9 protein-coding genes are annotated in these 14,804 nt (G+C 41.8%); all 9 read left to right on the top strand.

Going from position 1 to position 14,804, the window contains the following annotated elements; genetic code table 11:
* Window positions 1-42: 42 nt before the first annotated feature.
* The 9 genes from OPS28_RS16480 (at window position 43) to OPS28_RS16440 (ending at window position 14,678) form a co-directional block, all read left to right on the top strand.
* A complete protein-coding gene (locus OPS28_RS16480) occupies window positions 43-1,560 on the top strand; it encodes a type I restriction-modification system subunit M (protein WP_265610560.1) in 1,518 nt (505 codons plus the stop codon).
* A complete protein-coding gene (locus OPS28_RS16475) occupies window positions 1,553-2,875 on the top strand; it encodes a restriction endonuclease subunit S (RefSeq protein WP_265610559.1) in 1,323 nt (440 codons plus the stop codon). Before OPS28_RS16480 ends, OPS28_RS16475 begins: the two co-directional genes overlap by 8 nt.
* A 10-nt stretch (window positions 2,876-2,885) precedes the next feature.
* Complete coding sequence (locus tag OPS28_RS16470; protein WP_265610558.1) at window positions 2,886-6,224, top strand: P-loop NTPase fold protein; 3,339 nt, start codon at window positions 2,886-2,888, stop codon at window positions 6,222-6,224.
* A gap of 221 nt (window positions 6,225-6,445) precedes the next feature.
* Window positions 6,446-7,372, top strand: a complete 927-nt coding sequence (locus tag OPS28_RS16465; protein WP_265610557.1) for an Abi family protein — start codon at window positions 6,446-6,448, stop codon at window positions 7,370-7,372.
* Entirely contained in the window at window positions 7,363-10,665 is a 3,303-nt protein-coding gene (locus OPS28_RS16460; protein ID WP_265610556.1) for a type I restriction endonuclease subunit R, read from the top strand. The genes OPS28_RS16465 and OPS28_RS16460 overlap by 10 nt, the downstream gene beginning before the upstream one ends.
* Before the next feature lie 2 nt (window positions 10,666-10,667).
* Entirely contained in the window at window positions 10,668-11,465 is a 798-nt protein-coding gene (locus tag OPS28_RS16455) for a M48 family metallopeptidase (protein WP_265610555.1), read from the top strand.
* 226 nt (window positions 11,466-11,691) lie between these two features.
* Window positions 11,692-12,411 (top strand): tRNA-dependent cyclodipeptide synthase, encoded by a 720-nt coding sequence (locus OPS28_RS16450; protein ID WP_265610554.1) that lies wholly within the window; start codon window positions 11,692-11,694, stop codon window positions 12,409-12,411.
* Window positions 12,398-13,912, top strand: coding sequence for a hypothetical protein (locus OPS28_RS16445; RefSeq protein ID WP_265610553.1), 1,515 nt, complete (start codon window positions 12,398-12,400; stop codon window positions 13,910-13,912). Before OPS28_RS16450 ends, OPS28_RS16445 begins: the two co-directional genes overlap by 14 nt.
* A gap of 1 nt (window position 13,913) precedes the next feature.
* On the top strand, window positions 13,914-14,678 hold the full coding sequence (locus OPS28_RS16440) for a hypothetical protein (protein ID WP_265610552.1): 765 nt from the start codon (window positions 13,914-13,916) through the stop codon (window positions 14,676-14,678).
* Window positions 14,679-14,804: the final 126 nt, after the last annotated feature.

Here is a 14,804-nt window from a genome sequence, read left to right as displayed (position 1 = left end):
GCATTAACACAGTTAACAAGATTTAATTAACGGACAAAAACGATGACGGACACACAGATTTCACAAACAGACATAAACAACGCGGTATGGGCTGCCTGCGACACCTTCCGTGGTGTCATCAGTGCTGATACCTATAAAGACTTTATCCTTACCATGTTGTTCTTGAAGTACATCAGCGATGTATATCGTGATGAATATGCCACGCTTGAAAAACAATACGGCGACCAGCCAGAGCTAATTGAAGCCATGATGGGTAAACAGCGTTTTGTGCTGCCCAAAGGATCGAGCTTTTGGGATCTGTATGAACAACGTCATCAGGCAGGTAATGGACAACGCATCGACCAGGCATTGCATGCAATAGAAGAAGGCAACGGCGGCAAGCTTAAAAACGTGTTCCAGGACATTAGCTTCAACACCGATAAACTGGGGCCAGAAAAGCAAAAAAACGACTTGTTACGTCACCTATTAGAAGATTTCGGCAAGCCAATTTTAGATTTCCGCCCCAGCCGTATTGGTGGGTTAGATATCATTGGCAATGCCTATGAATACTTAATCAAGCACTTCGCGGCGGGCAGCGGCCGTACAGCGGGCGAATTCTACACTCCACCTGAAGTATCTGACCTGTTGGCAGAAATTTTATCCCCTCAAGAAGGCGACGAGATCTGTGATCCAGCGTGTGGCTCAGGCTCTTTGTTGATGAAATGTGGTGCCATTATCCGCAGGAAAACAGGCTCAAAGAAGTATGCCTTATATGGCCAAGAGGCCATTGGCTCTACGTGGGCCTTAGCCAAAATGAACATGTTTTTGCATGGTGAAGACAACCACCGCATTGAATGGGGCGATACCATCCGCCATCCGCAATTAAAAACCAAAGACGGCCAAGGTTTATTACATTTTGATGTGGTCACCGCTAACCCGCCATTTTCTTTGGATAAGTGGGGCCATGAAGATGCCAGTAACGACCCTTACGGCCGTTTTCGCCGTGGAATTCCACCCAAAACAAAAGGCGATTACGCGTTTATCAGCCACATGATCGAAACCCTCAAACCCACAACAGGGCGCATGGGCGTGGTAGTGCCACATGGTGTGTTATTCCGAGCAAGCTCGGAAGGGAAGATCAGAACACAATTAATTGATGAGAACCTACTAGATGCCGTTATTGGCCTACCCGAAAAGCTTTTCTTCGGCACCGGTATTCCTGCGGCTATCTTGCTCTTCAAAAAACACAAAACCGACAACAATGTGTTGTTTATTGATGCCAGCCGTGAGTTTAAGCAGGGCAAAAACCAGAATCAGCTAACGGCAGAAAACATCCAGAAAATCATTGAAACCTACAACGCTCGTCAGAGCGTTGATAAGTACGCCTATTTAGCTACTAAGGATGAAATCGCTGAAAACGATTACAACCTCAACATCCCACGCTACGTGGATACCTTCGAGGAAGAGGAAGAAATCGATTTGATGGCTGTGCGCAATGAGCGAGTGAAGTTGAAGGGCCAGCTAGAGACATTGGAAGTAGAGATGGAAGGTTACTTAAAGGAGTTAGGTTACGATGAGTAGGAAACTCGAGTGCCGTGAGCACAAGGACGTGCAGGAACGGCTGGTACCTGATCAGCCAACTGATTTGGAGCTGGTTCAAGCCCAAGTGAAAACAATACCTCTGGGTTGGACTTTAGATAAAGTATCAAATGTACTTTCGATTCGTAATAATTTGAGAAAACCAATCAGTCAAGAAGTTCGGTCAACTATTAAGGGCGACTATCCCTACTACGGACCGACAAAAATTCAAGACTATATATCTGAATATCAGCAGGATGGAGTCTATGCCTTAATAGGAGAAGATGGAGATCATTTTTTGAAGTATTCGTATATGGCGCAAACTCAATTTATTAGCGGTAAGTGCACAGTTAATAATCATGCGCATATTTTGGGAAGTACCTCAGAATGTGACTCTGAGTGGTTTTATATTTTCTTTAAACATAGAAATATTACTAATTTTTTGTCTAGGCAAGGAGCTGGAAGATTCAAGTTAAATAAAGCTACTTTGGAGAGGTTGCCCATTCTTGTGCCACCGCTCCCAGAACAACGTAAAATCGCCAAAATCCTCTCCACCTGGGACAAGGCCATCAGCACCACCGAGCGCTTAATAGAAAACAGTAGGCAGCAGAAAAAAGCCCTCATGCAGCAGCTGCTCACCGGCGCTCATACCCAAAGAAAGCGCCTACTTGATGATAACGGCAAACCGTTTGAGGGGGAGTGGGAAGAGGTTCATTTGGCAGACATTGCAAAGTATCATAAGGGTTATACCTACAAATCAAACGAGTATTCCGAAGAATCAACTCTGCATGGGTTTATCACTTTAAAAAGTTTCCTTAGAGGAGGTGGTTATAGCTCAAAAGGAATCAAGTATTTGTTATCTCCTGTTGATGAAAAGTACTCGGTAGTTGAGGGGGACCTGATTTTTGCAATCACTGATTTAACAAGAAATGCTGAAGTAGTTGGCGCTCCGGTTTTAGTGCCAAACCTAGAATTTGAAAAGTCTTACATATCTATGGATATCGTAAAGTTAGAAATTGATGAGTGTGTTGATAAAACATTCTTATTTTACCTGTTAAAAATCAGACAAAACAGAAACTTCATGAGGGCAAGGGCAAGTGGCTCGACAGTCCTTCACTTGGATGTAAAAGGATCTAAAAAATTAAAACTTCGCTTGCCAAAATTGAAGAGTGAACAGCGTAAAATTGCTTCTGTACTCATTAACACAGACAAGGAAATCGAACTACTAGAACGACAGCTAGCCGATCTAAAACAAGAGAAAAAAGCGCTGATGCAGCAATTGTTAACGGGTAAACGCAGAGTGAAAGTGGACGACTAAGGAGCTAAAGATGGCAAAGGATGATGTTAATTTAAACCACGACTATTCATTTCGAGTGCTCGAAGAGAAGGTCGCTGATACCGATCTCTTCGAAGATAAGACCCATGAACGTGTTGCTAGCACGCTTAAAAGCCTAATTTCAACGGCTAAGTCAGGCTTAACTGTCGGCTTGGAAGGTGGTTGGGGTTCTGGTAAGTCAACAGTGATCAATCTTTTAAAAAAGGAGCTTGATGCAGAACCAGAGCAAGACAAAAGTCTATTTTTTTCGTTCGATGCCTGGGCGCATGATGGTGACCCTCTACGAAAAATATTTTTAGAAAGCCTAGTTGAGGCAATAGATCCAAATAGGCAAGATAAAACTCTTAATGATCTGCGTGAAAAAGTAAGCGCCAGAAAGAAAACAGTATCAGTAACCACAGAAAAGTCTGCATCACGGCTTGGAAAACTACTGTCAATATCTGCCTTGCCTATTCCTGTAGGCGCAGCTCTACTATCCGCCGTAAAGTATGAAAACCTTTTATGGCCCTTAAGTGAAGGGGCAGATGCCATAAATTGGCCGTTTGCGTTCGGCCTAACGTTTGCGCTAACACCACTGTTTGTTCTTGGATATTGGTATATATGGGGGGACAAGGATAGTAGTGGTGAAAATGTTAAATGGGACGTTCTTGAAGCTGAGTCACAGGAAAACTACACACAAGATATCACTGAAGATGGTGAGCGAACTTCGATCGAGTTTGAGCGCTTCTTCAGTGAGGTATTAAGCCACATATTTGACAATGAATATGATTACAATTTTGAACGAGTAATTATCGTCATCGATAATTTGGATCGGGTGGATGCCGAATATGCGCAAAGTGTGTGGTCCACATTACAAACTTTCTTTCAGCACCGATCATCCTCAGCTAACGAAAATAAGCCAGAATGGGCCGATAAGTTGTGGTTTCTAATCCCCTATGATCGAGAGGGCATTAGGCGAGCTTGGGCGGTAGAAGAAAGTAATGGAGGTTGCAATGTTGCATCTTCGTTTATGGAAAAATGTTTCCAGGTCGTTACCGAAGTACCAACGCCTGTCGTGTCGGCATGGATAGGTTATCTTGAATCATGCGTCGAGCGGGCGTTTACGGGATGGCCAAGTGCTCGGAAAAAGGAATTTCGAGACACATACACCAAGTACATGAGTAAATTGGATGTATCCCCTTCTCCTAGACAAATCCACAATCAAATAAACCGAGCAGGTATGTTGGCGATGCACTGGGAGGACGAAGTAAGTGCCGAAGCTATCTGTCTGTATGCTATCTACAGACAAGAAAAGTCTGAATCTGAACTGCGAAATGCTTTGCTTGGTGATGGTCTTCCAAACGACTATTCAGGACATCACTCTACCCAGCAACTTAAAAAGGAATTGGCAGGTATGCTTTTCGGCGTTGCTGCCGAAAAAGGGATGCAACTATTACTGGCGCCCGAAATTCAGAGGGCCATCAAAGAAGGGAATGGAGAACAATTATCTTTATTAGAAAAATCGCATGACGAAGCATTTTGGGTGGCGTTAAGAGCTTGTGAAGACAAATGGATACTGTCAGATTCGCATGTTGATGAGTATAAAATAAATATTGTCAAAGCGTTATACGAAGCGTTTAACAATAAAAAAGCCTATTTAAGGCATTATATCGCTCAAATTAAACATTCATACCTCTGGTCATTTGATAACTGGAACCTTGGAGAGTTCAACTATAAATCGGCGGTTGAGCAGTTAGTTGAATTAACTACCCAAGAAGACGATTTCCTAAAGCAATTGAGAACAAAGTTAAAGCAAAGAATCTCAAGAAATGTAAGAGACTTTGATTCTGAAAAGCTATCAGAATCGGAATTGATCGCATGGCGAGACCTTGAGGCGACCCTTGGTAAGCATGGTGAGGAATTGAGACAGACGCATTACAACAAGCTTGATGCTTCAGTTTGGCCACAATGGTTGAATTTGTGTGAGTCCGCTGGCGTGAGAATCAGATCCGTATTGCCGTCTAAACAAGTGTTCGAACAGCTTATCGCAAACGCTAGTTTTTCTCAGGCAACCATTAATCCAGACCACTTCGACGTTTTGCAACGCTCCATTAAACACTTGCCTGATTTCAATCTTTGGAAACAGGTAACTGAGCACCTTGTGACTTGGTTACAGAGAGCTGACAGAGATTATGATGTAGAAGACATCTACAACTTCATTATTACTTGGTACGGATTAGCAAGTACAAAAGATAAAAAGCGCATAGACGATTGTGTTGCTAGCACTGAGTTTTGGCAGCGTGGAGTTAGCTCAACGGTTGAGTCAAACCCATCATTACCCCTTTTAATTGCTATTTGTTGCCCGGATTTCCAGGATAACGAATCGGTTAGTCCCGCAATCAAAAATGCTTTGAGTTGTGAGTTGTCGGAAGACGAATTAAAGCTTCTGAGTCGGGCAATTTGTGAATCTAATACTTACGACAGAGTCTGGGAATTGGCTAATGACAGGCGGAACCTTTTTGCATTGCAGTTAATTCGCTCAGAGTTTGATTCAAAACTGTTCGAAACAGGTGCTCACTACGTTGACGAAATACGATGGAGAGATGACGACGAACTTTCCTCTATTACACAGAAATTGTGTGAGGGGGGAGCAATAGAAGCTATTCGCACTGAAATTGAGGAAAACCCAGTTGCATACAATAAGACTCTTTTTATATTACAAAGGTTTGGAGATGAATCCGCACAGCAATTTACTAATGAGGTTATTCGTAAACTAAGCCGGGAACACTGGGCCAAAGCGATTATCGCGAATAATGATTTGCTAAAGTGTGTTCCAGAGGATAATACATTTTTCAGTAAAGCATGGGCTGACTTTCTGAAGGGGTATGTTCATTCCAAGACGCCTGAATACAGTCTTGACAAGTTAAAGCCGTTAATTGAACTCAAAGACAAAGTTGTAGATTTCAACATTACCCACTGCCCTGAAATTACACAGGCGTATTTCGAAAATCCAGACGGTGATCTGTTAACTGCTGAGGAGTTTGAGGCTCTTAGCCCTGTATTTGAAGGTGGACTAAGTAGTGTAGAGCAGAGTTTGGTCGAGAGAAGGGTGAGCTATTGGACTGAACAAGAGAGTGCTGAAAAGCTCAATTGGTTTGTTAATAGTGGTTACTCAGCGGAGAAGGCCATTACCAAAGAGATTAGCTCTATAACTGCTCATGGTATTGAACAAGAGAAAAAAGATCTTTCAGATGTGTGTGTAAAGGTTAACGACATTTTTGGACTGAAATTGAATGTAAGTGAAATTCTCAGCAAGAAAGTGGATCCTGCTAATGGGGATGAGCAAGAGTGAGCAAGTTAAATTCAGCAAGCACCTACTCAGCTTGCAACAGCTATTTTTCTACTAATTTGATTTTTAGAAAAGTTGACTAAGGTACTCACATTGCACCATAATGTACCCAACATAACCGCCACGCTTAGTGCCCCCCATTCGTTGAATGCGGGAGTGTCGCGCAACCTTGGCGGTTTTTCTTTGCCTGTTGATCAGCAATTCTCTAATCAAGAGGCACTGTCATGCCTCTGATACCATACCAAAAACAACATCTTACCTTTGCAGACCAAATAGCGCATTTGGAACGAAAAGGTATGGCTTTTTCTGACAAGCAATCTGCCGAATTTAAACTGTCTAGCTTGAGTTACTATCGTTTAAGTGGCTATTGGTATCCCTTTAGAGTGCGTAATGCAGACGGTGTTGTAGGCAATACGCTTGAAGCCAATACTCACTTCGATGAGGTTATTGAACTGTATGAAATGGATCGTCAGCTTCGATCTTTGGTTTTGGACGCTACAGAACGAGTCGAAATTGCGGTTCGAACACAATTTACCTACCACATAGGGCATCGATATGGCGCGTTTGGTCATGTTGACCCGGCAAATTTTCATCATCAATTTAGGCATGGTGAATGGCTGCAAAAGCTTGAAGTAGAAGTAGCGCGTTCAAATGATGATTTTATTAAGCATTACAAATCCAAGTATCAGGGCTTTCCGACTATACCAATATGGATGTTAACGGAGGTCATGTCACTCGGAGCCTTATCTATTGGCTATCGTGGCTTAAGAAACGATCAAAAGAGCGGCTTTGAAGACAAAAAAGCCATTGCTGAACATTTTGGCCTGCACCATAAACGCTTAGCTGACTGGCTTCATACCCTAACCTATGTTCGCAATATTTGTGCGCACCACAGTCGTTTGTGGAATCGAAAATTAGCAATCAGACCAGACAAAGCAAAAGAGCCGGAATGGTTGCCCCCCATTACTCCGCGCAATGATCGTATTTTTTATATTTTGTTGATGCTGCGCTTTTTACTCAGGGTCACCGGCAATGGTGAACAGTGGGCAGAACAAGTAAATCAAATAATAAGCCCTGTCTCTGAGAATAGACGTTGGAGAGCGGCAATGGGCATACCCGAAGACTGGAGAGAACACCCCATATGGACATGAAAAAACAAGCATCAGCCAATTTCAAAGAAGAGTTCGCGGCTAAAATTCCTGCGCTGACGCTTTTAACCAACCTTGGTTACACCTATGTGCCAGCGTCAGAATGTGAGGTAATGCGGGGTAACCAGTTTGCTGGTGACAAGAAAAGCACCTCACAGGTGATCCTGTTACCTGTCATGCGGGAGTTTCTTGCTAAGCAAAAGTTTGTGTTTTTGGGTAAGTCGCGCAAGCTCTCCAGTGCTGCTATAGACAAGATTATGCATGAGCTAAACCCGGCCATGAATTTAGGGCTTTTGGGTGCCAATGAAAAGCTTTACAACGCCCTGATTTACGGCGTGAGTGTGACGGAATTTATCGATGGAAAGAAAGCGTCTCCTACCATCCCTTTAATCGATTGGGAAAACATCAATAACAACCAGTTTCATGTTACCGAAGAAATGGTGGTACAAAACACTGACAGCACCGGTAACCGAATTCCGGACATTGTGTGTTTTGTAAACGGCTTGCCGTTGGTGGTGATAGAAGCCAAGCGGCCAGATTCCAATAACGAAAGTAAGCCCACGATCACCGAGGGCATTTCGCAAAATATACGCAACCAGGGCCAGGCTGAAATCCCCCACCTGTTTGCCTTTAGCCAGTTATTATTATCTACCAACGGCCATGACGGCCGTTACGCTACCTGTGGTACGCCAGCTAAGTTCTGGGCCAAATGGAAAGAAGAACACATTTCAGAGCAAGACTTTGTCCGTATTAAAAACACCAAATTAAGCACGGAAGCAGTTAATGTCTTATTTGCCCATCGTCCGGTACAAGACAAAGTCGAGTATCTGTCACTGGTAGGCGGGGGCGACTTGGTGGTGACCGATCAAGACCGCTTAATTGTGAGTTTGCTACAACCCCAGCGCCTGCTGGAGATGACCCGTTTGTTTACCCTATTTGATAAAAAAGTAGGCAAGATAGTCGCTCGGTATCAGCAAGTGTTTGGCATAAAGGCCTTGCTAGAGCGGATCACCACCCTTGATGACAATGGTAGCCGACAAGGTGGAGTGATTTGGCATACAACTGGCAGTGGTAAGTCATTTACCATGGTCTTCTTGTCAAAAGCCTTGGTATGGATGGATGAACTGGCTAAATGCCGGGTGATCATTGTGACCGACAGGGTAGATTTAGAAGATCAGTTAAGCCGCACCTTTGCGTCTGGCGGTGTACTTACTGATAAAGACAAGAAAACCGCGATGGCAACATCAGGTAAGCGTCTGGCCGAACAGATCGGCCAGGGCAATGAGAGGGTTATTTTCTCAATTATCAATAAATTTGGCTCTGCGATTAAGCATAAAGCCTGCTACAACCCTAGCCCAAATATCATCGTCTTGGTGGATGAAGGGCATCGCAGCCAAAACGGCGGAAACAATATACGCATGACCCAAACCTTGCCAAAAGCTGCCTATATTGCGTTTACTGGCACGCCTTTACTTAAAAATGATAAAACCGAAAACAAATTTGGCAAAATCATTCACTCATACACTATGCAGCAAGCCGTAGAAGATAAAACGGTAACGCCCCTGTTGTATGAAGAGCGAATACCTGAGTTGAATGTAAACGACAAGGCTATTGATGCCTGGTTTTATCGGATGACGGAAAAGCTAACCGATAAGCAGCGCACAGACCTCAAAAAGAAGTTTTCACAAAAAGGCCAAATTTACCAAACCGAAGGGCGTATAGAGCTGATAGCTCATGATATTTCTGACCACTTCCAAAACTTCAAGCAACAAGGGTTGAAGGGACAACTGGCGTGCGATTCAAAAGCCTCAGCCATTCGTTATAAGCATGCGCTTGATAAGATAGGCAAGGTAACCTCGGTTGTTGCCATGTCCTCACCTGACACCCGCGAAGGGCACGAGGTGGTTGATCAGGAAAGCAAAGACATTGTGCAGCAATGGTGGAAGAGTTCGGTAGGCAGTATGGACGAAAAAGCCTACACCAAAGCCATTATCGAAGACTTTGGCCGAGATGACGGCCCCGACATTATGATAGTTGTCGATAAGCTGTTAACGGGTTTTGACGAGCCAAAAAACACAGTTTTATATATCGATAAACCCCTCAAAGAACATAACCTCATTCAGGCCATAGCTCGGGTAAACCGATTGCACAGTAAAAAGCAATTTGGTTACCTGATTGATTATCGCGGCATCTTAAAAGAGCTGGATACCACCATTGAAAAATATCAGGACCTTGCTGAACGTACCCAAGGTGGATTTGATATAGACGATCTCAAAAGTCTTTATCAACAAATGGACACTGAGTACAAAAAGCTTCCTGGATTGCATAGTGACGTGTGGGCCATTTTCGCTGACGTTAAAAATAAGCAAGACGGCCCAGCTTTGCGGCAAGCACTGGCTCCAAAGATTGAAAATATAGATGGCCAGCTGGTAGACACCAACTTAAAGAAGCGGGATGACTTCTACGCTGCTTTGACGGCGTATTCAAACTGCATGAAAGTCGCCTTACAGTCGGCATCATTTTTCGATGATAAGTCATTTGATGGCAAGCGTGATCTCTACAAGAAAGATTTGAAAGCCTTTGTAGCGCTGCGCAAGCAAGTGCGAGAAGACGCCAACGAAACCATCGATTACGACGAGTATGCTGAAGACATCCGATGTTTGCTGGATAAACACATTGCCGGGATTGAGGTACAAGAACCTGAAGGGGCTTATTTAGTTAGCAACATGGGTCGTACGGCGAAACCCGAAGAAATGACAGATGACGAGGCTCGCAACAAGACAGATACCATCACCGGCCGTGTTACCAAAATGATAGAGCAGGATTTGGCTGATGATCCTTATGCCCAAGAGTATTTCTCTAAGCTGTTAAAAAAGGCCATTGACGAGGCTAAAGCTATGTTTGATGCGCCAGTTAAACAATACATGATGTTTGCTGACTTCGAGCAGAAGGTCAAAGAGCGCGAAGTTGATGACATTCCCAATGTGTTTACTGACGATAAGGGACAGCTTAACAAACACGCCCAAGCATATTATGGATTGTTCAAACATCTGTTTGGGGAAGACCTAATCAATGAGAAAGACTTGGACCGCGATAAGTTGACGGAATATGCGTTTGCAGTAGATAACATCGTTCGTAAAGCCGTTGCAGAATATTCCATTAATCCGGCTGAAATTGAAAACGCCGTAAGTAAGGCGTTATTGCCCATGCTGTTTGCAGACCTCGGTATTGATGACGCACAACGGTATATAGAAGAAGTATTAAAGATTGTCCGTTTAGGCCTTTCCAGAAAGTAAATATGAAGAAATTACCCAGCGTAGCGGCAGAAATATGTAAACAGACTGCCGAAACGGGCCTGTTCAAGTATGGCGATGATGTCATTCGTTACGACATCATTAGGCGCACTCAAGGCTCAGAAACCAGAGCCAAGCGAAAAATTGTGATCAAAGTGCATCCGGATCAAAGGGTGGTGGCAACTGTCCCTTATGATGCTACGCCAGAATCGATACAAGAGGCTATGCTAAAACGCGCAAGATGGATCTGGGACAACATCAAAGCGTTCGCCTCGCAGCATGAGCATGTCATACCCAAACAATACGTCAGTGGTGAAACCAAATTTTATTTGGGTAAACGGTACGTGCTTAAAATCGATAAGCATGAAGGTGCTATACCAAGCGTTAAATTAACGCGTGGCAAGCTCACGGTAACGATGAGGCCAAACGAGAAAAGTCCTGAAAAAGTGATAAAAGGTCTACTCAACCGCTGGTATCAAACTCGAGCAAAATACATTTTTCATCAGCGGCTGAACGAAATGTTACCAAAAGCCGAATGGGTAAAGGGCATCCCCTCGTTCCGAGTAATGGCCATGAAAAAGCAATGGGGCAGCTGCTCAGCTCAGGGCAATCTGATGTTAAACCCACACCTCGTAAAAGCGCCCAAAGAGTGCATAGATTACGTAATCCTACATGAGCTATGCCACATAGCAGAATACAACCACAGCGAGCGATTCTGGCGCTTGTTGACCCAGGTAATGCCAAACTGGAAAGAGGTTAAAGCCAGATTGGACGATATGGCCGAGCTTTATTTGAATGAGTAGAAATTCAAATTAAAGGAGGACAGTAAATGGAACAATATACACATTTGCCTGTGTTGTCTTAGCTTAAAGTGAAAGAAACAAAGGGATACTTTATTAAGCTTCATCAACTCAAATTCTTGTTCTTCTTCATTCGAAGTTTGTTAGGTATAAAATTCTATTTTCAAGTTGACTTGACTGTCTCTGTTTAATTTTTATACTAAAAGGGGGCTTCAAGGAAGATAACAGAATGCAAAACCTTGCACATTTTGGGATTCCGTCTTATTACAATAGTGAACCGGAAGGGCGCGTTAAAGCGTTAGGAAGCTTGTCCCATGCGAATGAATCAGTGGCGATAATCGGCGTAAGCCCATTCTCAGGCTTCTTCACTACGTCTAATGTTCAGGAGATAATCGAATGGACGAGAGCGCACTTTTTAGACTTTCGAATATTTATACCCGATGAACCAACAGTATACTCCCTAATCGCATTTGGTTACGACGAGGAAAAAGCTGCCAAAAAAGCTAAACGACAATGTAACTATTTATACAACAAATGCATTACAGCCCTTCAGAATTGCAATCGAAAGTTTGGCGAAGAGAAAATATTAGCTTATCAGGGATTGCTTAAGAATAATATTTTTCAAGAAAATTTGAATTATGTATTGAATGCCTATGAAAGCGATCAGAATTTTAAACATTTTATTGATAGCTTTTCAACTGAGTTCATGCAATCAAAAAGTGGAAGTTTGTCTAAAAAGTGCATATTAAATTCTTCCTTATACTTGCTACATGAAATTCCACTTTTTATTGCGTCAAACGAGGTGGTTCAGGCTAATCAAACTATCTTCATTTACCCTAAAATACCTGATGTAATTAAAAGTATAATGAATGGCATTAGCCCTCTAAACATTAAAAATAAAATGCCGTACGTTGAATACAAAATGGAGAATAGACATGGAGATGATTGATATTTTAGCGATACTACTATTGTGCATTAGTGCTTATGCATTTATGTCACATTCTAGAAGACCTAAAGACCTTGACTTAAGTCTCCAACAGGGAGGGAATAAGGCGGCATTCGACTGGTTCTTCTTTAATAAACACTCTGAAAACTCAGACAATTTCGGTATGTCAATGGCTGCGGCGAGTACTTCATTAGCTACTGTAATTTTCTTTTTCATCACGGGTATAGAAAAGTACGGATTATTTTTGTTTTGGTGTGGCATAAGTTATTTACTGGGTCAATTCATTTTCTTACGCATAATGAAGAGATCTTCTGACAATACAAACGAGCTATCCACCGTTTCTGATTATTGGTTTTTATCGACCGGGGGGAAGTATACATCTAGAGCAATTTCATTAATAAGCTTTTCGGCATTGTTGACTATGCTGTTTTTAGAGCTTTTTATCGGGTCTCAAATTCTGACTTTTTATATTGAAGAAAAGACATTCCTGTCGAACATTCTAGCTTTTGGATTTTTATTGTTTGTTGTTGTTTTCTATGTCTCATCAGGAGGAATGGGAGCTGTATTTAAGAGCGACTCATGGCAATTTAAGTTAATGATACTTTCTTTGGCTTTTCTTCTCATATCAGCGATTTTTACATTTTTATTTCGGACAACTGGTACAATAGAAAGTGATATTCTTGATAAGAACTATGATGCTGAGGTATTCGTTTTTGTCATTTGGGTAACTATTCAAAACTTTACTCTTCCGTATACTCAACTAAGTTCCTGGCAACGCTTAGCTTCGACGGAAAGTGTAACCGAGGCTCAAGTTGGCCTTAAGAATGTCATAACAGGTTTCTTAATTCTTTGGATAGTTCCTGTTGTGGCGTTAACACTTTTTTATATAAGTGGTGTGAAATTCTCAAATGTAAGTGATTTCTTTAATTTTTTCAGGTTGTCGGAAAATTTATTTGTTTATTTTTCATTTGCCGTCCTTTTTGCAGGCTTCTCTTCAGCACTTTTTTCAACCGCTGACTCCGCATTAATTGCCTCGGTTCTATCTATTTCGGATAGGTCTACTTTTCAAAATAGAATTCTAATGGCCCCAAAAGCAAAGTTTAAAGCCATTGCAGTGTCTGGCGTTATCTTAATATCAATAATACAGCTTGCTTTATTTACTCTTCTTTACAAGCAAGCTACGGAAAGCTTTTTGCCGATTATTTATACTATTTTTTCGCAGCTGGCAATATTCTTTCCCCATATATTTTGGGTGATTGGCGTCAGGCAAAAAAGTGCTGGGCAAGTCCTATCTAGTTCATTTGATCTTATCAATGCTATAGGTTTGATTTTTAGTTGGTTGATTTTCTTAGCTATATCAATTTACGGGCCAAACTATTTTGAAATCTCACACACAATGGCCACTTTAACTGGATCTTTAATTTCGATACTTTTTTCTTCGTTAACGCTAGTATTTTCAAGAATAATTGAGGGAGAAGTGTCTACGTCAAGGCAAGGAGCGTAGTATGGAAAACGAAATTGTTACAATTGCGACACTGTTAGGCCTCTTAATTGGTGTGCTCTGCTTTTACTATAGAGCAATGTATCAAACAGATATCAGGCGAAAGTATCAGTCGCTATCGTTAGAATGCCAGCACCCTTATAATAAGGTCACCGTTGCAGACTGCGTTATTAAGGAAGATAATTACAGCGTTTTATCAAGTTTTTTCTATAAGGTGCAGCTTATTGAGAGCTTTATAAAAAAGATCATACCAATCATGGTTATTGTAATGCTCTTCACACTCATTTTCAGCTTTAACGGAAAAGATACTTTTTCCTTTAAAGTAGAACCGAAAGATAACATTCAGAGAGCATCGGTTACTTTAGATGAAAATACAAGAGAGCAACTTAGTAAGGGGAATGTTTTATTCCAAGATAATAAAGGAAATTATTATTTGGTGGACACCAAAAATAGAGGAGGTTTATTTTCGGTAAGCTCTACCGGCATGAAAAATTATAGTTTGCCTATAATTGTCATTAGTGTTGGATTGATTATTACAATTCTTTTAATGTTTGCACATCATGTATTTAAAGGGCTTGAAAATTATTTTTTAGTGCAACTTGCTAAAAATAGAGAAGGCTGGCAGAAAGTTTGTGATGAAGTAGATGATGAAATTAAAAGAGTCACATTATTATGTGACGGGGACTGCAAGGAAGAGAGATTAATTGCCTTAGAAAAGAAAAGGAAGTTTTATAATGAATTTATGGAAGAGCTTAAGGCTTTCCATTGAGTTTCTCTTTTCGCAAAAATGTTAAAATCTTCGGGAATATTAAACCTATACCCGAAGATAGAGCATTATCTCTCAAAAGAATTAATTAAATTCCCAACTCATCGGTGCCATCAACAACGTAACATT

The organism is Alteromonas sp. ASW11-130, assembly GCF_026183735.1.
In the GTDB taxonomy this organism is placed as follows: domain Bacteria; phylum Pseudomonadota; class Gammaproteobacteria; order Enterobacterales; family Alteromonadaceae; genus Alteromonas.
Note: the sequence above shows the minus strand (reverse complement) of the source record. Positions and strands in the feature narration are given on the sequence as shown.